Source organism: Limosilactobacillus frumenti DSM 13145 (genome assembly GCF_001436045.1).
Classification (GTDB): Bacteria; Bacillota; Bacilli; order Lactobacillales; family Lactobacillaceae; genus Limosilactobacillus; species Limosilactobacillus frumenti.
Window position 1 is genome coordinate 516,975 of record NZ_AZER01000016.1, and the last position, 19,927, is coordinate 536,901.

The window sequence follows — 19,927 nt, forward strand, 5'->3', positions numbered from 1 at the left end:
GAAACTAGCCGCGGTACCACCCGTATTCTACGTTAAAACGTAGCTCTTGACTCCTTAACGCGGAAAACGTCAACGCCTACTCGGTTCAGCATTGCTCATTATGAGGTGAGTTCACTCAATCCATTACCCACATTCACAGCACCATGTGGTCTCTGAAGCAAAAATTAAAGCTACTAGTCCTCGTTTGATTAGATATTAATGAGAATATAACAAATTTTTCGTCCATTTGCAAGAATAAGATCAAGTGATTTGCTACAATTGAGAATGTTTAAGGAGTTGTGTTATGAAAATATCAATTACAAGGTTTTGGTGGTGGGTCAGCTTAATCATTTTCATTCTACTAATTTGCTGGCAATTAGGTGCTCCAGCGAGTGCTGATCATTTTGACCAATCCATCCGTATCATGATCAATGCTCATCGGAGTAGCTTTCAGACTATGTGGTGGACGCACCTGACTAAGTTGTATAACTTTAGCTGGGCATGTGGTTGGATCTTATTAACCATTAGTGCCGCTTGGTGGTTAGTAAACCGTCTCTTCTTTGCTCAAATCTTCTTGACCATCCTTGGTGGCCTATTCTTTAACCGATTTATTAAAGAAATTGTCGGCCGCCCACGCCCTGGCAATAACATCTTGATGCATTACTCGGGCTATAGTTTTCCATCCGGGCACTCCAGTACGGTCGCTCTAGTTGGCGGTTCGCTCATTCTGCTAACCTGGCGGGTTTGCAAACGAGCCAATCTTAAATGGCTTCTCACTTTCATATGGGTACTCATGATCATGTTGATTGGTTATTCACGAATTTACGTCGGTGCCCATTACCCAACCGACGTGCTCGGGGGCTGGTCATTAGGCATTTGGATAGTTACGACTTTTGATTGGTTGTGGAGTCACTATTTCCCCCAGCAACTGTAACGTTGCTATCCTGGGCATCATTATAACGGGCTAACAGAATTTGCTGGTACTTGTCCTTGATGACACTTTCTATATCGGTGTCGTTAATTTTTGGATGGTCCTTGCGAATCTGATCCAACACCTTTTCATCTAAACTGTATTCCGGTTTAGCGGGTGTCTGATCACTAAAGAAGGCCATTGTTTGATCATAATCCAGGGTCGTTAACTGTCGCTCGGTCCGGTCAGCATCCGGCTGGTGCAAAACGTCATCCCGATTTTTCAGGTCTTCGCGAAAACCATTCTCATCATATTGATATTGATCGTCTGCCATTTTCTTTCCTCCATAGTTGAAAAGAGCTCAGTTGTTTCTGAACAAGAACGACTGAGCTCTTTTATTTAGCCTAAAATTTTCTTTAATTCTTCAACCTTATCCAAATGTTCCCATGGAAGGTCAACATCAGTCCGGCCAAAGTGTCCATAAGCAGCGGTTTGTTCGTAAATTGGCCGCTTCAAGTCGAGCATCTTGATAATGCCGGCTGGTCTTAAATCAAAGACTTGCCGAACAGCAGCAATCAGTTCAGCTTCACTCTTTGTTCCAGTGCCGAAAGTATCAATTGAGATAGAAACCGGTTCAGCAACCCCAATGGCATAAGCGACTTGGATTTCCAGCTTCTTAGCATAGCCAGCAGCGACTAAGTTCTTGGCAATGTAGCGAGCAGCGTATGAGGCAGAACGGTCAACCTTTGTAGCATCCTTACCGGAGAAGGCGCCCCCACCATGATGAGCAGCCCCACCATAAGTATCAACAATGATCTTCCGACCAGTCAAACCAGCATCCCCCTGAGGGCCACCAATCACGAAGCGGCCGGTTGGGTTGATAAAGTACTTGGTTTGATCGTCTAAATACTTAGCTGGAATCACAGCTTTAATAACTTGTTCCTTAACATCTTTTTTTATTTGGTCAAGAGAGACCTCCGGATCATGCTGAGTACTCAAGACAACCGTGTCCACGCGTAATGGTCGGTCATTTTCATCGTATTCCACTGTCACTTCAGCCTTAGCATCTGGCCGCAAATAAGGAATGGTGTTGTCCTTGCGTAATTTAGCAATGCGTTGCATCAGCTTGTGCGACAACATCAATGTTAATGGCATATATTCTGGTGTTTCATCAGTAGCATAGCCAAACATTAGTCCTTGATCACCAGCACCGATCTTATCAAGCGGATCACCATCACCCTCACGAGTTTCAAGTGAATCATCAACCCCCTGCGCAATGTCAGGTGATTGTTCATCAATGGCCGTGATTACCGCACAGTTATCAGCATCGAAACCATACTTTCCATCGGTATAACCAATCCGGCGAATTGTATCGCGAACGATTTTTTGGATATTAACGTAAGCCTTTGTTGATACTTCACCAAAGACTAAAACTAGCCCGGTTGTTACAGAAGTCTCGACGGCAACCCGGGAATCTGGATCTTGTTCCAACATTGCATCCAGAATTGCATCACTGATTTGATCAGCAATTTTGTCTGGGTGGCCTTCCGAAACAGATTCAGACGTAAATAAATGTTTTTCTACCATGTGATTTAATTCCCCCATACTGAGTTCTAGAAACGATTTATGTGGTTACAAGGCATCTTCACATTGCTGTGAATCCTATCGGGAATTTGCTTCATAACGAGAACCATCTTAGCATAATTTGCCCATGATATTCAATTAAACATCTTATTCTTCACGTGCATTAACTAATCCAACGGCAGTCATGAAGGAATAAATAATTGTTGGCCCGACAAACTTAAAGCCATCCTTCTTCATTTGTTTAGACATGGCCACTGATGCTGGTGTCTGCGCTGGCAGAGGTTGCCCATTTAAACGCAAGCGCTGCGACTGACCATCAACGAATGACCAAGCATAGTCGGTAAAATTATTGCCATCCCGGTGCCAGCGGCTGATCACCTGGGCATTGTTAATTGTCGCCATAATTTTACGACGATTACGAATAATATGTTTATCCTGCATTAATCGTTCAATATCATCTTGGTTAAAATTAGCTACCTGGTCCACATCAAAATCGGCAAATGCCTGACTGAACGCTGCTTGCCGTTGCCAAATGGTCGCCCAGGTAAGCCCCGCTTGGAAGAGTTCCAAAGTCAACATTTTAAACAAATGATTTTCATCGTGGTCGGGGATGCCCCAGTAGTGGTCATAATAGTCGCGCATCGATGGTGATTCTTCTGCCCAACGTGGTCGTTTTGTCATGTTATTCCTCCTCGTGGTCATCATTATAACGTTAAGTAACAAAAGAAACAGCTTCTATAAAGAGGCTGCTTCATTCCCTATTAATATAAAAACGTAATTTAATTACTTTTGCACTTTTTTGGTATTTTTAAGTACCAATGCTAAGCAGAAGCCAATCACTTCTACCACAATCATCGTAATGAATACTAGCCGGTAGCCATGTAAGTTAGCCGCCAAAGTGGACATTCCACGACTAATGCTGTGATTAGCAGCGTTAGTCAAAATAAGGGTAGCGACTGTGACCCCGGTCGAACCGAGAACCTGCCGCACTGTTGTAATCACCGCTGTCCCATGAGGTACCAATTCGTTTGGCAAGGAATTAGCACCCAGGGTAACTGCTGGCATCATTACGAAGGCATTGCCGCCTTCAATGACCATTGCACAAATGATCATCCCCCACAGACTAAGATGGCTAATCATCGTCAAGCCGGCGATCCAGCCAACAACAATCATTGTCATACCGACTAGCATGGTGGGTTTAAAGCCAATTTTATCAGCTAACGTTCCCGTCAGTGGGTTCAAAATACTTAAGAACACTGCTCCGGGAACCAATGACATACCGGAAACAAATGGGCTAACATGCAGCACGCCTTGATAGTACAGCGGAAAGATAATGGTCGTAACAATCAGGGCAATGTAAGAGATAGAAGTCAGCAAAATTGCTAAGTCATAGTTAAAGGTCTTCATAACCCGCAATTCCAGTAATGGTTCCGTAAGATGTAATTGACGTAAGCAGAACCAGGCAATCGCTAAGATGCTGACGATCAAAATTGTGCCATCGAGGGCCCAATTAATGTTGTTCTTCCCGGCCTGATTAATAACGTACATAACCCCAATCAAACCGATTGATAGGATCACCGATAACCAATCTAGGGTTGTTTCGTGTCGTGGCATCACATCGCGAATCAAGCCCAGGCCAGCCATCAGGATGATGACGGTGATAATGATCATGAAAAGCACAAAAAGGCTCTTCCAATCAAAGAACTTCAGCACAATTCCTGAAACAATTGGTCCACAGGCTAAGGCAGACCCCATCACAAGTCCAGCAACCCCCATCGTGGTTCCTCGGGAATCAGTTGGGGTAATTTCCAACAGGACTGATTGATAGGATGGGAAAAGGACCCCGACCGCAAATGCTTCTAATGCCCGACCAATCATCATGAACCAGAAACCACTGGTTCCCCAAGAGGCGGGTGTCAAAATAATCATTAACGATCCAATATCAAATAAGGCCAATGCCCCAATGAACATTGTCTTGAAGTTTAAGTTATTCAACATCCATGGGCTAATGGGCATGGATACACACATAACCAGCATAAAGCCAGTCGTCAACCATTGCACAGTCGATGCGGAGATACCAAATGCCCGCATCAAGGTTGGATAAGCGGTCGACAATGATGACTGACTAATTGACATCGTAAAGGTGCCGACTAACAACGTAAAAATAAACCAAAAACGACTATATGAACGGCCGTTTTGATCTTTTGAAATTGTCATTAATATACCTTCTTTAGAATTATTATTAACTACAATGAACATTATAAACTCTGGAATTCACAAATGTAAATGCTATAATATAAATAAATATAATGTTGGGAATCGTGAGGTGAGTACTTTGGCAGATCAAGAATTTAACCACGCAGTTGAACAACTTAAACAGGGCCATGTTCGTATGACCCCGCAACGAAAAATGATTCTAAAGTATCTTATTAGTCATCATACTCATCCAAGTGTTGAAATGATCTTTGACGACCTCAAGGATTCCGTCGCCAACATCAGTATGGCCACGGTTTACAACACGTTAAAGTTATTTGTGGAATACAACCTCGTAATCGAACTGAAGAATGGTGACGGCAGCACCCATTATGATTACTTTGGTCATCCCCATTACCACGTTGTCTGTGATAATTGTGGCAAAATCACCGATGTCTTCGATCCGCATTTCAAAGACGTTAGCGAGGAACTGGCAAACATGACCCGTGAGCAAACGGGTTACTTGGTTACTGGAAATAACATTGAAGTTCACGGCTTATGTCCCGATTGTCAACGAAAACTGCATCTAAATTAGGAGCAGCGGCGATATCAGTCCATTCCATAGTTGAAATTGCTACAGCGCAGTCCAAAAAGTGGCTCTAGCGTTCGGATTATCCGAACACTGGAGCCTTTTTTGTATTGACGAGGTGAAAGCCAAACTAGCAAGCTAGTCCGATCTCACTTTTTATTTATTTCGATAGTCGTTTTGGTTGCGACAATGAGGCCACGCCGAGACAAGCAAACCAGATCAGAGTAAAGATCAATGCACCAAGGGTCTGCTTATCCAAGCACAGAACAATAAAGACGAATGCCAGGAACAACAGAATCAGGTAGTCGGTAAAAGGTGCTCCGGGAACCTTAAATGTCCGCTGACGGGGATGACTGTTCAGGTAACGCAGGTGGGTCAAAGCAATAAAGGCCCAAATGAACAGGAAGCTCGTTGTAGCAATACTAGAGATTACAGTAAAGACACCACCCGGCATCACAATGTTTAAGATCGCAGCAATGGCGATTACCCCGGCCGAAATAAGGACAGCCAAGGCAGGCACTGAGTTCTTTGACAAACGAGAAATACGACGAATTCCTGGCCGGTGCGACGTTGACGTTAATTCGGCCAACATCCGCCCAGTCGTATACAGGGAACTATTACATGCCGAAGCTGCGGCAGTCACTACCACGAAGTTAATCAGACTAGCGGCACCAGAAAAACCGATATCATGAAAAACCATGACAAACGGACTCTTCGATGGTAAAAGCTGGTCCCACGGAAAAATGCACATGATAACTGCTAATGCGGCCACGTAGAATAGCAAGATCTGGAACGGAATTGCATTAATTGCTCGTGGAATAACCTTGCGGGGGTTCTCTGCTTCAGCAGCAGTCATCCCCACCATTTCAATACCAACAAAGGCGAAAACCACCATTTGGAAGGACAAAATAAAGCCCTTCATGCCACGAGCAAAGAAACCACCATGACTGATCAGATTAACGGGCGAAGCTACACCGCCACCCTTGGTATGGAAGCCAATGATCATCATCACAATCCCCACCGCCACTAACAGCGCGATGGCCAAAATTTTAATTAGGGCAAACCAGAATTGGAGTTCCCCAAACGCGGAGACAGTAATTAGGTTAATACATATTAAAACCAGCAACGTTAGTAAACCGGGAATCCACTGAGGACAATTTGGTAACCATAATTGAAAATACATCCCAATGGCCGTTATTTCTGCCATTGCCAGGGCAATCCAACACGCCCAGTATGCCCAACCGGTGACAAAACTCACCCGTGGGCCTAAGTAAACCCGGATCGCATCAACAAATGACCGATAATTCAAATCCGCCATCAATAGTTCGCCCAGTACCCGCAGGATAAAGAAACATACAATCCCAGTAATTAGGTACGCCAACAGGATTGATGGCCCTGCGATATGGATGGCTTGCCCGGAACCAAGAAATAGCCCGGTCCCGATTGTTCCACCTAATGCCATTAATTGAATATGGCGACTCTTTAGGCTGCGTTTCATTTTGGCTTTTTCTGCCACGCTCAACACAACTCCCTTTAATATTTGTTAAATCACATTTAATAGCACTACCGAAGTGCTACCTAGTTCGTTACAATAAGACTGTTATTGCTCCATACGAGCTTTAATTGTATACCTTTTTTGCAGAGAGGGAGTAATTAAATGTCAGGGTGGATCCCGTTTATTGGTTATACAATCTTAATTCTGGTCGTGGTAGTACTTAATTGGTCACGCTTTCATAAATTTTGGCAGCGGATCACAATTATTGGTGCTAGCGCCTATTTAATTATCCTATGCCGTTTATGTCTAACCCCAATTGTCTTCAATTTTATGACTGCTAATCGCAACTTGCGCTACTTCCATGGGGTGCCGTATAACCTTATTGCTTTTCAGCAGATTGACATGGAGTGGTTTCTCAATATTGTTATGACCATTCCATTTGGGATTCTTCTCTACCTCTGCTGGCCAAAGCTGCATCCCCTCACCGCGCTAATTATTGGCTGTATATTCTCTTGTTTTATTGAGGGCAACCAGTTTGTATGCGACTTCCTATTTAATATTGGCCGGGTCGCTGATATCGATGACGTCATCACTAATACCGTCGGGGCCCTCCTTGGTTTTATTATTATTGAGTGGCTTGATCATACTTTTCTCCACAAAATCATTAAACCTTTTACCCTTAATTAGAAAATCTGTTACACTGGTAGCATTGAGGTGATTAATGATGATTTCCAATGAACAACGGGCCCATGACATTGCCATTGCATTGCTGCAAGCCAATGCTAAGGGAATGAAGCCAATTGAGGCTTACCACCAGTACGTTAATTACTTGCTTCCGATTTTGAAGGAAATCGATAAAGACTTTGCAAATGGAATCAAGGAACATATCTAAGTTTTATTAAGCGATAGTCTTAGTTGTAATATTGTCGCTACCTATCCCTCTGAATTGTTTATTTATGAAGCATTCAGAGGCTTTTTCGTTTATTATTAAGGTAGTATTAAAACGTGAATACGCTAGAATAATAGTTGTTTTGAAAGGAGTTTGATCAAGATGGATCGTCAAACTGGTATGCGCCGTTTTGACTGGGCAAGTTTAATTATTGGGATTTTATTTCTATTAGCTGGTTTTGTGTCATTCATGCGTCCAGATAAAACGTTACATTTATTATCTGTAGTTATGGGTGTTGGCTTTCTCCTGTATGGGATCTACGAGCTCTTGATTCGGCGGCGCTGGGTACGGACCCTCGGTGGATCTACTGGCTGGATAGTTTTCTCTGGTTTTATTGACCTACTATTAGGAATTATGTTTATTTTTTATCCTGGCTTTGGAGTGCTATACATTGCAATCATTTTTGCCATCTGGTTCATGTTTGATTCGTTAATGGACTTTATGATGACACGTGTGCTTAAAGGGATTACCGCTACTAGTCATTACTGGATTCTGGTCATCCTGAGTATTTTAGGTTTTGCTTTAGGAATTGTGTTGCTCTTCAGCCCAATGATCTCTGCAATGACCATTGTGTGGATTATTTCCACTTTCTTAATTCTCTTTGGGGCTGTTAAAATCATTCAAGCATTTTGTTAAATAATAAAGGAGCTCGACGATGTCGTATTTATCGTCGAGCTCCTTTACTCTATTTGGAGATGTTTATGGCACTATGAATAACTAAAGCTTAACAGCTCAGTAGAATAAATAGTTTAAATGTTCAATCCTGCTTTTTTAGTTGTCGTTGCCGAAACGTGATTCGCCTAATTCTGCTCAAGATAATGCCCTCCTGCCTAGATGCCTGCGCATATTCATCAGGAGGGCACTATCATCGTAAAATTTTAACGGTTCATCACTCTATATTAGTCAATCTCAATATGACTGTCATTACTGTTGTCAGCTTGCAACTTTGGCAAACTCATGGTTAAAACACCATTTTCATAGTGAGCACTGATAGCAGAACGGTCAACATCTGGCAGACGATATTGACGACTCATTTGGCCGTAACGACGTTCACTGTGGAGAACGTTACCTTCCTTATCAGCGTCATCAGAGAAGGTGTCACGATGACCAGTAATGGACAAAATGTTATTAGCGTAATCAATGTGAATATCCTTCTTAGCGAATCCTGGCATATCCACCTTTACAGTGTAACTCTTATCGTTTTCAGAAATGTCGGTCTTCATATGGTCAGCAACTGGTGCTAAATCACTAAAGAAGTCATCATTCATCCAGTTACGCATGTTCATCATGTTATCTAAGAAATTGTTGCGACGTGTTAAATCATTAGCCATAATAAAGCTTCCTTTCTGTTAACTTGATCTTGATTACACTTACTATCTTAACCACTTCCGGTGTAAATACAATAGTTTTTTAGCACTCAAGTACTTTAACTGCTAAAAATCATTTGACCATTATTGACCAAGGCTGTTGTCACTACTCTCCCAAGGCTTCTCAAGTTTGACAATTGATAGGCATTAATAAAATTTTTCTCCAACTTTTTTCGAACATATGAATTTTCTGTCATATGAATGTTGATGCAAGCCAATGTTACAATGATATTAGTAACAGATAAGGAGGCTTGTTATCATGAAAATGGTAAAAATTAATCACCGGAATTTGCCTGCAGTCGGGATTGGCACTTGGAACTTGGGTGATTCAAGTACAACACGACAAGATGAAATTGCCGCTGTCCAGGCAGCAATTAACGCTGGTGCGCGGGTAATTGATACGGCGGAAATGTACGGAAATGGTCGTTCAGAAAAACTAATTAGCCAAGCCATTCAGCCTTTCAATCGTGAAGATCTCTTCATTATTGATAAGGTTCTGCCTAGTAATGCTGGTAAGGCAAACTTAGAGCATCGTCTCGATCGTAGTCTTAAGATGGTCGGAACAGATTATTTTGACCTTTACCTTCTTCATTGGCGTGGTAGCATCCCCCTTGCCGAAACCGTAATTGAGCTCGAAAGAATGCAGCAAAAGGGCAAAATTAAATCATGGGGAGTCTCAAATTTTGATACCGCCGATATGAAAGAGCTGTGGAAACTTCCTGATGGCAATCACTGTGTTGCTAATGAAGACCTATATAACTTAGATGAGCGTGGTATCGAATATAATCTTATCCCGTGGATGAACGATCACCAGGTACCGCTAATTGCTTACTCGCCACTGGCTGAGGCTGATACTATCTCTGGCAAGTTAACGCATAATAAAGTCTTACAAGAAATCGCCACCAATCATTCCGCAAGTGTTTATCAAATCATGCTGGCTTGGACCATCCGAAACGATAATGTCCTCACGATCCCTAAAGCCGGGCAAAAAGAACACGCTGTTGATAACGTTACTGCTGGTCAAATTACCTTTACAGCTGATGAATTAACCGCCCTCAGTCAAGAATTCCCAACGCCAACCCACAAAGAACCGTTAGCAATTATTTAAACCAACACAAAAGAGCATCGCATTGCCGATTTTCATCGAAGACGCGGTGCTCTTTTTGATCAATTATTAATTGTTAAGTTTATTTTAGTACCAACCGTGTGATTGCCAGAATGACTGTGCGGCACTCCAAGAACCGTAACGGTTAGCAACGTATTGGTCAGCTACTCGTTCTTGGTTAGCAGCAGAGTAGTCACCATTTAAGTATGATGCGGAAAGTTGGTACTTACCAACGTATTGACCATTCCGGGCACCATAGTTACCACCAGATTCACGAGCAGCAATCCATGCCTTTGCAGCTGCATCGTTGCCAGAAACACCAGAAGTGTAAGCAGAGGCATTAGCACTAGTAGTGTTTGCACTTGCACTGTTGTAATTGCCATTGTTTTGACTAGCAGCACCATTGTTAACAGTAGTGTTAGCAGTAGTGTTAGCAGAAGTGTTGTTAGTAGCATTAGCGTTCGTACCATTAGTTTCAGGTAAAGTTTCCACCTGTTGTTGAGTAGCAGGTGCCACTTCACCATCATCTGTAATTACTAACTTTTGACCAACATAGATTAAGTTCTTGTTAGCAGCTAAAGTATCAACAAAAGTTAAGTCATGACCGAATTTGTAAGAAATCCCAGAAAGGGTGTCGCCGGCTTGAACAGTATAAATACTGTCGGCGTTAGCGGTGGTTGCAGTAGCAACGGTACCTAATGCAACGGCACCGGCAATGGCTGCTGTAATCTTAGCTGTTTTCTTAGATAACTTCATATATAAATCAATCCATCCTTTTCTATTGTTCTTGTGTAATTTGATGTTAATTGTCTTTGGAAAGAAATGTTTAACTTCTTTCAACGGTTCCTACTATACATGGTTACCATTACGAACGGATTACTAGCGGTTTTCAATTCCTGATTTTGATGTAAAAAATTGTAATACAACAATAATCTGGATTGTTAAATTGGCGGTCTAGCTTTTACAAATGCTAATTACACACAGCTCTTATAATTAATTTTTTTATGACAATTGTTCATAAAAAGATAGCTAAATTTGAATATTTCCGTCAAAAACATTTTAAAAGTACAAAAAATGTTCTCGCAACACGCTTATGTTACGAGAACATTTCAATTTTAGTCTGTTTGTAATAAAATTATTGGTTCATTAAGACATCCAACAATTCACGAGCAGATTCAGACAATGCGTCTTTGGACTTGTCATTACCAAGGTGGGTGTAAATTTCACCAACGTAGATGCCTTGGTCAAAGAGCTTGCTGAAGGTCTTCTCAATAATTGGCCGTGTCTTTTCTTCTTCTTGAACTGGACCAAATGGGTTAGCAAAGAAGGTCGTGCTCATCCCAACTTCATCAGTCGTACCAAGGGCCTTACGCTTACCAGCAATAAAGACCTTTTCAGCTTCGTCCTTAGTGTCAAAGCGGTGAATACCAACTTCATCGCTGTAGTTATTAGCGTAGAGCCACATATCAATGTGGTGCGGCTTAACAACGTTTTCGTAAGTGTCAGCTGGGATAATAACCCGGGCGTTAGACAATTCTGGGTTCAGGTAAACACCACGGTCCATGTTGTTGAAGGCCACGGCAGAGCTCAAGTCATCCAGACGAACAAAGGCACCAGTTTCAGTCCCCTGAGCATAGATACCTGGTTCACCAGAGGTCAAAGTGAAGCTTCCCATATCATCAAAGATGGTTTCCATGCTGACAATCTTGTCATCAGCTAATTCTTGCAAAGCTTCAATTGACTCAGACTTTCCGGCACCTGAATCACCGAAGAAGACAACGTTCTTTTCCTTACCATTAGTGAAGCGAATCTTAACCATGGAACCGTGAATTGGCAACTTACCAGCGTAAATTTGGTGTAAGTTGTGAACGGTCAGGCACATCTTCTTCATGTAGCCAAAGTAAGTCGTCTTATCAGTGTATGGTACTTCACCAACCCAGATGTCATTAGCTTCATCGTGGAAGTAGTGAGAAACCATTCCTTCAGTCTTTTCAAGACCAAAGAGAACAATTTCATCTGGCTTAGCACCTTCAACTTCTTCTGGGGAAGCTAATTGGAAGAGGTTAGAAAGGGCAATTCCGTTAACCAGGTAATCAACGTTAAAGTAAATGAATGCCAGGCTTTCCCCAATCTTAGCTGGGTAGCAGTACCACTTACCACGTTCCCCGTGGAAACGAGCAACTGGGTTTTGCTGAACAGCGGAGAAGACCCCTTCCCGCTTGTTACTCTTGGTGTGCATCATCATTGGTGGACGAAGCATTACCGTATTAATAAAGTCAATATCCTTTAATTCTTGGTAACCTTCTGGAATCCGCCAGTTATGTTGTTGAACTAACATCGTTGCGTTAGTGGCCGCGTTCACTTGACGGTATGTTCGGTTCTCAAATCCTTGCAGTTTTTCTTCGACAATCCGATAAACTTTCCGAACCAGATCATTGAATTGAGTATCAATGGTCCGGAATTCATTTCCTACGATCTTGTTGTCATTGTAGTTAATTACTGAAACCCGTAATAAGGAACGGTAATATGAATACAATTCTTCGACAGAAGCTAAAATGTCTTTTGGATCATAGGTCCCATAAGCACTGTCGTCATCAACCATGATCTTCTTTAAGACATCAACGAATTCGTCAACGCTGGCGTTATCAAAGGCGTCATCATCATTATCTGGATTGCGGGAATCCAAGTACAATTTGACGATGTGCTTAAACCCGTCACTATTGATTAAAGAATAAATATCAGTGAAGTATGCTTGACTGTAATTCAGTGTTGCTACTCCCCGGTCTGGGTTAACATACAAGGCCTTCGTATCAACAATCTGACTTTTTTCGTTTGACATTAAGCTCATCCTTTCGTCTCAAACTGTTTCCATTATAGTTTATTTTTAAATAAAAATGACAATAAAATGATAAAAAAATTATGATTTTTTCAATTAAAACTTATTTGATTAATGAAAGCGATTTAAATAAATATGCTAGAATAAAAGAGTGAAGATTATTAACAAGGAGATTAAAAATGGATATTAAATGTAATCAAACCTTAGCCGTCTCCTTACACCGAGTGTTCAACGCCGACTTAAATGAACACGGGACGGTATTTGGTGGTCGAATTTTAGAATTGGTAGACGGTGAAGCTTCTGTAGCTGCCATGCGGATCACCCATTCAACAGTTGTTACTGCAGCGATGGACCATGTTCAGTTCTTAAAGCCATTTAAATTACAAGATTCAATGTGCATGGAAGCATACGTAACTGGCGTTGGTCACCGTTCCTTAGAAGTGTTTGTAAAGGTAATTGGCGAGCACCTAATGACTGGTGAACGTTTTGTCGGCTTTACCTGCTTTATGACCTATGTCATTCAGGATCCGAATACTGAGATCAAGTTTGACCGGGTCATCCCCGAAAACGGTGAGCAGAAAGCAATGGTCGCTGGCTATGAGACACGGCGGCAACACCGGAAAGCAAATCGGGGCAAGCAAGAGCAAATCATTAATGCCATTAGCACACATAAGCCATGGTAAGTAAAAGACGAGGGTGCATCCAACACTCTCGCCTTTTCATTTATTCAAATTTCACAGCGGTTCCGTAAGCAACGACTGTCTGAACCTGACTACCATTCACCGTCGCCACTTCTGAATCAAATTTCATGCCAACAACCGCATCAGCATGTTTTGCTTTGGCTGCCATCCGTAATCGTTTAATCGCCACTTGTCGCGCATGTTCAGCGGCTTTCGTGTACGCCTTTAATTCGCCACCAATGGTTTGTTTTACACTAGCGCCAAAGTCCGCAATGGCATTTTGCGATTGGGTGGTAATACCGAAGACTTCATCAATAATGGTGTAGTCTTGTCCGGGAATTAATTCTGTTGTGGTTAAAATAATTTGTTCATTTTCTTGGTGCTCCGCTGCTTGAGCCTGACGCTTCTTTTTACTATTAGGAACAAAGCCAGCTAATCCCCGATTAATTCCTTTTCCGTACATCTGTTGGGCCCGTTTAATGGTCTCTTCATCTTGCTTTGATTTGAACAGCATCTTCTTTTCTCCTTGTTATGCAATAACCATATTATAGCAAAAGGATGAGAAAAACATTTCTGCTTTTTCTCATCCTTTTCAATATTACTAATAGTCTCACACTTACCAAGTCTAATCGCGGGAATTAACCAGAGCCTTCGAAGCTAACTATGAACGATTCTGGTGATTTTATCACCATTCATCGTTCTAGGTTAGCCCACCAGGCTCTTGAAAAGGTTAATTCCCAGCTTCTTTATAGTTGTTCTTTTAACCAATCATTAGTAACCCGTTTTTGATCAAAGAAGTCCTGAACCGAAGCATAGGACATCGTAGAATCAATTTGACCATCAATACGCACCCCATTCGGACTGCCTAAGTAAGAATGCTGGGTGAGTGGCAGTGGTTCGTCATCGACCGTTGCCAGTTTGCCAAAATCAATTTGACCATCAGCAGAATGCCATCCCCACTCGTTGACATTGGCAGTGGTGTCCATCCCATAGCCATCAACAAGAGTATCAACTTGAAGGTGTTGACCATGCTCTGCCATCGCGGCGAGGTCTAATGACCATTGACTGCCGTTCCCATCAAGAAAACTATATAGTGACGAATAGCTTTCTTGACCTGGTGGCGTAACCACTGCTAAATCAACCTGAGCTTGCCGAGCCTGATAAACATGAATCGCATGGCGGATCTGACTAGTCCGGAAGCGTTCTTCCTGTCGATAATGAACCGTTGCTCCGGTCCCAACCAGGATTTCAGTTGCTGCATAAGTCGGTTCTGGATTCAAATAACGACTGTGCTCTTCAATTGTCACCTCAGAGCCAGCACCCACAATAATCAGATTGTGGGGATTCTGGCTATGTGATTCAAGTTTGAACTGTAATGGCTGGGTTAACTTTTGTTGGTCTGGCACATAAACGAATTGTCCAGCATCCATCAACGCCAGGTGCATCGCATTCAATTGATTATCCTGCCAGCGCACAGCCTTCTCCATTAAATTTTCCTGGAGTAACTCCGGATACTGCAAAACGGCCTTTTGCAGTGGCAGAGCCACATAGTCATTAGCCAAATGCAGCTGATATGAAGGCTCACTATCCGTTAACATTTGAGGGTCCTGCCAAGCTTCCATAAAAGTCTGCTGTCCGGGAGCCAACTTGAACCGGTTCTTTAGCATCACTGCCAGCGCCCGCTTCTTCTGTAACCAAGCCGGCTGGTGTATTGCATTTGCTTGGACTTGCCTAAGTAAATTTGTCTCCATCGCCACACCCCGCTAGTGTACTAATTTATCCCAGATATGAATGTGACCTTCTTTAAAGGACTTTGGCACGTCAATAATCCGCTGGTTAGAACTGCCCCGGAATTGTAAGGTCAAGTCCTTCTTCGCTAAGAGAAAACGGCCATCCACTAGAATATCGATATTGTGGAGCATTTCCAGCTTATCGGCGGAGTCTTTGAGGAGTTCTTCCCACGTGTAACCAGACCATGCCCAAATATCCTTCTTATGACCAAATTCTTTCCGCAACCGGTGAATAAGTTTTAAACATACTTGAGTGTTCAGGAATGGCTCCCCACCTAAGAGGGTTAATCCTTGTACATATGACTGTGATAGGTCTTCCATAATCTGATCTTCTAATTCCTTCGTGTAGGGTTGACCATAATGGAAGTTCTGGGCAGCTTTGTTATAGCAGCCGGGACAATTGAATAGGCACCCACTCACGTAAATACTACACCGCACCCCTTCACCATCAACAAAGTTAAAGGGTTTGTAGTCCGCAACATATTGTAATGAGTGGTCCTTAGCCAGCCACTCTTTGGGTTTAGGATTCTTTGGTAATCGTACTCGTCCGTCTTGTGGCACAAAAAGGCCTCCTTAGATTTGTTGACCAGTAATATCAGCATGCATTTGCTTGGAATCGTTTTGGCGGTTCTTTTCAAATTCAGCTGCCGACTTCACCATTGACGAAGACATGTGCTTTACCCGGTGGATAATTTCTTCGTGGCGACCATGAACCATTGGCCGTTGTTGAGGATTACCCAGGTAACCACATGTCCGCTTGACAACGTCACAGGTAGCAGGATCGTGGTTACCACACTGTGGACACTTAAAGCCTCGTGCTGTGGCTTCAAATTCACCCTTGAAGCCGCACTTGAAGCATTGGTCAATTGAAGTGTTTGTTCCCAGGTAACCAACATGGTCATATGCCCAGTCCCAAACAGCTTCCAAGGCCTTCGGATTCTGCCGCAAGTTTGGATATTCGCAGTAGTGGATAAAGCCACCAGCGGCTTGGTATGGGAAGTCCTCTTCAAATTCCAGCTTTTCAAATGGAGTTGGGTGTTTCCGAACATCATAGTGGAAACTGTTTGTGTAGTATTCCTTGTCGGTAACGTCTTCAACCCGGCCAAATTTGGCAATATCATCCTGGCAGAAAGTATCAGTCAAAGATTCAGCAGGAGTTGAGTACAGACTGTAGTGGTAACCTTCTTCGGATTCCCACTTAGCACACAGGTCGTGCATGGCCTTCGTAATTGAAACAGCGAAGTCATGTGCTTCCTTATTGTGTTCCCATTGTGGTCCGTAAAATGTGGTGCAGACTTCATATAGGCCAATGTAACCCAGTGAAACTGTAGCCCGACTATTCTTAAAGACTTCATCAACACTATCTGTCTTCTTGAGCCGCTTGCCAAAGGCCCCATACATGTACAGTAATGGTGCATTTTCTGGCTTAGCTTGCTTGGTCCGGGCAATCCGGTACTTCAAGGCAGTGTGGCAAATATTCATCTTTTCCTGGAAGATGTGCCAGAAGAGGTCCTTGTCGCCATGCGCTTCCAAGGCAATCCGTGGCAAGTTAACGGTGACAACACCGAGGTTCATCCGACCTGAATTAACTTCTTTGCCCGTTTCAGGGTCCTTCCACCCTTGCAGGAATGAACGACAACCCATCGGTGTCTTGAAGCTACCTGTAATTTCCTTAATCTTGTCATACATTAAGATATCAGGATACATTCGCTTAGTAGAGCACTCCAAGGCTAACTGCTTAATATCATAGTTAGGATCGCCAGGCTTGAGGTTCAATCCCCGCTTCAGGGTAAAGATCAGCTTAGGAAAGATGGCCGTCCGGTGTTCCTTCCCAAGACCCTTAATTCGAATTTGCAGAATAGCCTTTTGAATAGCCCGGGAAATCCAACTCGTCCCTAAACCAAAGTTAACCGTCGTGAATGGTGTTTGCCCTTGACTGGAGTACAAAGTATTAATTTCATATTCTAACGCCTGCATAGCGTCGTAAATGTCCTTCTTCGTCTTCTTCTTGGCAAAGGCTTCCCGCTTGTCTGGAGCAATCCATTCTTCAGCATCCTTTAAATGCTTTTCATAGTTAATCTTGGCATAAGGTTCTAAGAGTTGATCAATCCGGTTGGCAGAACAACCACCGTACTGTAAAGAAGCCACGTTCGCGATAATTTGTGACATCTGCGCAGTGGCTGTTTGAATGGACCGTGGTGAAGATACCCAGGCGTTACCAATCTTGAACCCGTTCTTGAGCATTTCATCAAAGTCAATCAAGCAACAGTTGGTTTCTGGAGTAACGGGTGAATAATCTAAATCGTGCCAGTGAATGTCCCCACGCATGTGAGCCTTAGCAACGATTTCTGGCAACATCCGTAAACCTAGTGCCCGGGAAACGACCCCAGCTTCCAGGTCCCGTTGGGTATTGAAAACATGACTATCCTTATTGGCGTTTTCGTGAACCACCCGAGAATTACGGTCAAATAATTGATTCAATTTGTATTGTGGATCAGTAGCGTGTGCAAAACGTTCTTCATCGGCTTGCCGATATTGAATGTATTTATCTGCTAAATCATCATGTCCAGCATCGCGTAATGCCTTAACAAAGGTTAATGCAATATCTTTGGTAGATGCCGTAGTGTGATCACCAAATGCATCAACCAATGCATCCTTAACAGCAGCCACGGTCTCATCGTCAGCTGCTAATTCACGGAGTACAAGGTCAATTTTGTAGCCATAAAATGGTGTTTTAGTGCCATCGCGCTTAACAACGGTCACATTTGTTAAGCTTTTTAATTCAGTATTTTTCATTAATTCAACTCTCATGATGGTAACTCCCCTTTTGAATATAACGCTTATTATCCTACACTCTTCTACAATATTTAGAAAGGGATTGACATCTCAACCACAATATGTAGTAGTAAACTGATGGTTTGAGGCAGCGATTTTTCAATCTGTAATTCTGGACAGAATGATAAATCGATAAAGGTGATAACATTAGCTTTCCAAAATAGGTAATTATGTTCATTAGGCCTTTTTTTATCTTGAAATATTATCGATAGATAAGTTTCCGGAAAAGTTTATTTTCCTCAAAACATATGATTTTTTTGTCATATGTATGATTGGTAGCTATTTTAAGAACATGCTCCAACCCCTGTCGTAACAAGGATTTATATTGTTGATACTGTCCCACTAAATGCGATTGTAAAGATATTTTGGAGAGTGGTTACTATCTCCAATTACTACCAACACCAAAACCAGTTAGATAATCCGAAAGATAGCCCCATCCATCATGCGCTGACCATTTTGCTTATAGTAACAGACCTATTCCTCACAACAAATCTAATGCAAGAGATCCAAGTTAGTTAGGACCTAACGATCAATATGGACCATTCTTTACCATACTCGCTGTAAATTCATAGGTGGCAGAAAATTATCGAAAAAATAAAAAAAAGACGCAACTCAAATGAGTTACGTCAGAAACTATCTTTAGTTAATCCACACAGTTATTGATAATGCCTCCGGTGGGGGTCGAACCCACACTCCCTCAACGGGAACTGGATTTTGAGTCCAGCGCGTCTGCCAATTCCGCCACAGAGGCAAATTATATGAATTAACTAAAAGGTGGTAATCGGATTTGAACCGATGATGAAGGTTTTGCAGACCTCTGCCTTACCACTTGGCTATACCACCAAATAGTTACAATTAAACGGGATATTTGAACCCCGTCTAATTAAAAGGGCGGTAAGTGGGATTCGAACCCACGCGTGCCGGACCCACAAACCGGTGTGTTAACCAAACTTCACCATTACCGCCAAAATATTCAGATAAGCAGGGATAGTAGGAATCGAACCCACAACGACGGTTTTGGAGACCGTAGTTATACCGTTTAACTATATCCCTATAAAGTGGGGGAGAGTGGATTCGAACCACCGAACCCGAAGGAACGGTTTTACAGACCGTCGCGTTTAACCAGACTTCGCTACTCCCCCATAAAGTGGCGCGGGACGGAATCGAACCGCCGACACACGGAGCTTCAATCCGTTGCTCTACCGACTGAGCTACCGAGCCATTTTATGCTTATGTGGGTGTTATACAACTTTCGTTGTAAATGGAGGATACAGGGCTCGAACCTGTGACCCTCTGCTTGTAAGGCAGACGCTCTCCCAACTGAGCTAATCCTCCATAAGTGACCCGTGCGGGATTTGAACCCACGATACCAGCGTGAAAGGCTGGTGTCTTAACCACTTGACTAACGGGTCATAAAGCGGAGAGTAAGGGATTCGAACCCTTGATACAGGCTTTAACCCGTATACAGCATTTCCAATGCTGCTCCTTCGGCCAACTCGGACAACTCTCCAGTATCCAAGCCCTGGCACAAAACTGAACCAGGTGCCAAAGCCTGTTTATTAGCGTGGCAACGTCCTATCCTCGCAGGGAGCGATCCCCCAACTACTTTCGGCGT

General features: G+C 42.8%; 19 protein-coding genes, 9 tRNA genes, 1 riboswitch and 1 other annotated feature (1 of these 30 running past the window's edge). Of the genes, 7 read left to right on the plus strand and 21 right to left on the minus strand.

Translation table 11 applies throughout. From position 1 onward, the window contains the following. Positions 1-197 (minus strand) — a binding site (T-box leader) (it extends 9 nt beyond the left edge of the window). 86 nt (positions 198-283) lie between these two features. Next, positions 284-913 carry a phosphatase PAP2 family protein gene (locus tag FD27_RS07215; protein ID WP_057751955.1) on the plus strand — a complete coding sequence of 210 codons (630 nt, stop codon included), beginning with the start codon at positions 284-286 and terminating at the stop codon, positions 911-913. On the opposite strand, the gene FD27_RS07220 is transcribed toward FD27_RS07215, so the two are convergent. The 4 genes from FD27_RS07220 to FD27_RS07235 all read right to left on the minus strand — a co-directional run bounded on the left by FD27_RS07220 (position 864) and on the right by FD27_RS07235 (position 4,690). After that, a complete protein-coding gene (locus FD27_RS07220; RefSeq protein WP_057751958.1) occupies positions 864-1,223 on the minus strand; it encodes a hypothetical protein in 360 nt (119 codons plus the stop codon). The two genes, FD27_RS07215 and FD27_RS07220, sit on opposite strands and share 50 nt — an antisense overlap. 65 nt (positions 1,224-1,288) lie before the next feature. Further along, the gene (metK, locus tag FD27_RS07225) at positions 1,289-2,476 is read right to left on the minus strand and encodes a methionine adenosyltransferase (protein WP_057751969.1); all 1,188 of its coding nucleotides are present in this window, start codon (positions 2,474-2,476) and stop codon (positions 1,289-1,291) included. Next, positions 2,474-2,573: riboswitch (SMK box riboswitch) on the minus strand. It overlaps the preceding gene by 3 nt. Positions 2,574-2,620: 47 nt before the next feature. Further along, positions 2,621-3,154, minus strand: a complete 534-nt coding sequence (locus tag FD27_RS07230) for a DNA-3-methyladenine glycosylase I (protein ID WP_057751972.1) — start codon at positions 3,152-3,154, stop codon at positions 2,621-2,623. A 102-nt stretch (positions 3,155-3,256) separates the two neighbouring features. Beyond that, on the minus strand, positions 3,257-4,690 hold the full coding sequence (locus FD27_RS07235; protein WP_057751975.1) for an MFS transporter: 1,434 nt from the start codon (positions 4,688-4,690) through the stop codon (positions 3,257-3,259). 118 nt (positions 4,691-4,808) lie between these two features. Between FD27_RS07235 and FD27_RS07240 the strand changes: the two genes are divergently transcribed. Next, on the plus strand, positions 4,809-5,261 hold the full coding sequence (locus FD27_RS07240) for a Fur family transcriptional regulator (RefSeq protein WP_057751978.1): 453 nt from the start codon (positions 4,809-4,811) through the stop codon (positions 5,259-5,261). A 154-nt stretch (positions 5,262-5,415) separates the two neighbouring features. Here the strand turns inward: FD27_RS07240 and FD27_RS07245 are convergent, their stop codons facing one another. Beyond that, positions 5,416-6,771 (minus strand): amino acid permease, encoded by a 1,356-nt coding sequence (locus FD27_RS07245; protein WP_057751981.1) that lies wholly within the window; start codon positions 6,769-6,771, stop codon positions 5,416-5,418. Between the two features lie 141 nt (positions 6,772-6,912). On the opposite strand from FD27_RS07245, the gene FD27_RS07250 reads away from it, so the two are divergent. The 3 genes from FD27_RS07250 (at position 6,913) to FD27_RS07255 (ending at position 8,335) form a co-directional block, all read left to right on the plus strand. After that, a complete protein-coding gene (locus FD27_RS07250; RefSeq protein ID WP_057751984.1) occupies positions 6,913-7,437 on the plus strand; it encodes a VanZ family protein in 525 nt (174 codons plus the stop codon). Positions 7,438-7,471: 34 nt separating this feature from the next. Then, entirely contained in the window at positions 7,472-7,642 is a 171-nt protein-coding gene (locus FD27_RS08740; protein ID WP_157055092.1) for a hypothetical protein, read from the plus strand. Between the two features lie 159 nt (positions 7,643-7,801). After that, positions 7,802-8,335 (plus strand): HdeD family acid-resistance protein, encoded by a 534-nt coding sequence (locus FD27_RS07255; RefSeq protein ID WP_057751987.1) that lies wholly within the window; start codon positions 7,802-7,804, stop codon positions 8,333-8,335. A 263-nt stretch (positions 8,336-8,598) separates the two neighbouring features. Here FD27_RS07255 and FD27_RS07260 read toward each other — a convergent pair whose 3' ends face one another. Continuing rightward, positions 8,599-9,030, minus strand: a complete 432-nt coding sequence (locus FD27_RS07260) for an Hsp20/alpha crystallin family protein (protein WP_057751990.1) — start codon at positions 9,028-9,030, stop codon at positions 8,599-8,601. 295 nt (positions 9,031-9,325) lie between these two features. Here FD27_RS07260 and FD27_RS07265 point away from each other — a divergent pair, with 295 nt between their 5' ends. Beyond that, entirely contained in the window at positions 9,326-10,174 is an 849-nt protein-coding gene (locus FD27_RS07265) for an aldo/keto reductase (protein WP_057751993.1), read from the plus strand. A gap of 84 nt (positions 10,175-10,258) precedes the next feature. On the opposite strand, the gene apf is transcribed toward FD27_RS07265, so the two are convergent. Together apf and FD27_RS07275 are read right to left on the minus strand one after the other, a co-directional pair. Further along, entirely contained in the window at positions 10,259-10,927 is a 669-nt protein-coding gene (gene apf / locus FD27_RS07270; RefSeq protein ID WP_057751996.1) for an aggregation-promoting factor, read from the minus strand. 379 nt (positions 10,928-11,306) lie between these two features. Continuing rightward, positions 11,307-13,010 carry a phosphoenolpyruvate carboxykinase (ATP) gene (locus tag FD27_RS07275; protein WP_057751999.1) on the minus strand — a complete coding sequence of 568 codons (1,704 nt, stop codon included), beginning with the start codon at positions 13,008-13,010 and terminating at the stop codon, positions 11,307-11,309. 176 nt (positions 13,011-13,186) lie between these two features. On the opposite strand from FD27_RS07275, the gene FD27_RS07280 reads away from it, so the two are divergent. Then, positions 13,187-13,690, plus strand: coding sequence for an acyl-CoA thioesterase (locus FD27_RS07280; RefSeq protein WP_057752002.1), 504 nt, complete (start codon positions 13,187-13,189; stop codon positions 13,688-13,690). Positions 13,691-13,730: 40 nt separating this feature from the next. On the opposite strand, the gene FD27_RS07285 is transcribed toward FD27_RS07280, so the two are convergent. The 13 genes from FD27_RS07285 to FD27_RS07345 form a co-directional block, all read right to left on the minus strand. Beyond that, the gene (locus FD27_RS07285) at positions 13,731-14,051 is read right to left on the minus strand and encodes a heavy metal-binding domain-containing protein (protein WP_057752072.1); all 321 of its coding nucleotides are present in this window, start codon (positions 14,049-14,051) and stop codon (positions 13,731-13,733) included. A 382-nt stretch (positions 14,052-14,433) separates the two neighbouring features. Continuing rightward, the gene (locus tag FD27_RS07290; protein ID WP_057752005.1) at positions 14,434-15,438 is read right to left on the minus strand and encodes a SufD family Fe-S cluster assembly protein; all 1,005 of its coding nucleotides are present in this window, start codon (positions 15,436-15,438) and stop codon (positions 14,434-14,436) included. Between the two features lie 12 nt (positions 15,439-15,450). Beyond that, a complete protein-coding gene (gene nrdG, locus FD27_RS07295) occupies positions 15,451-16,038 on the minus strand; it encodes an anaerobic ribonucleoside-triphosphate reductase activating protein (RefSeq protein WP_057752009.1) in 588 nt (195 codons plus the stop codon). Positions 16,039-16,050: 12 nt separating this feature from the next. Then, complete coding sequence (gene nrdD, locus FD27_RS07300; RefSeq protein ID WP_057752012.1) at positions 16,051-18,288, minus strand: anaerobic ribonucleoside-triphosphate reductase; 2,238 nt, start codon at positions 18,286-18,288, stop codon at positions 16,051-16,053. 690 nt (positions 18,289-18,978) lie between these two features. Continuing rightward, positions 18,979-19,063: transfer RNA gene (locus tag FD27_RS07305), tRNA-Leu, on the minus strand. Between the two features lie 21 nt (positions 19,064-19,084). Next, a tRNA-Cys gene (locus FD27_RS07310) sits at positions 19,085-19,155 on the minus strand. Between the two features lie 47 nt (positions 19,156-19,202). Next, positions 19,203-19,277, minus strand: a tRNA-His gene (locus tag FD27_RS07315). Between the two features lie 17 nt (positions 19,278-19,294). Further along, a tRNA-Trp gene (locus tag FD27_RS07320) sits at positions 19,295-19,365 on the minus strand. 6 nt (positions 19,366-19,371) lie between these two features. Further along, a tRNA-Tyr gene (locus FD27_RS07325) sits at positions 19,372-19,454 on the minus strand. A gap of 6 nt (positions 19,455-19,460) precedes the next feature. Next, positions 19,461-19,533 (minus strand) — tRNA-Phe (locus FD27_RS07330). A gap of 41 nt (positions 19,534-19,574) precedes the next feature. After that, positions 19,575-19,647 (minus strand) — tRNA-Val (locus FD27_RS07335). A gap of 5 nt (positions 19,648-19,652) precedes the next feature. Further along, positions 19,653-19,724: transfer RNA gene (locus tag FD27_RS07340), tRNA-Glu, on the minus strand. A gap of 6 nt (positions 19,725-19,730) precedes the next feature. Then, positions 19,731-19,822: transfer RNA gene (locus FD27_RS07345), tRNA-Ser, on the minus strand. Between the last annotated feature and the right edge of the window lie 105 nt (positions 19,823-19,927).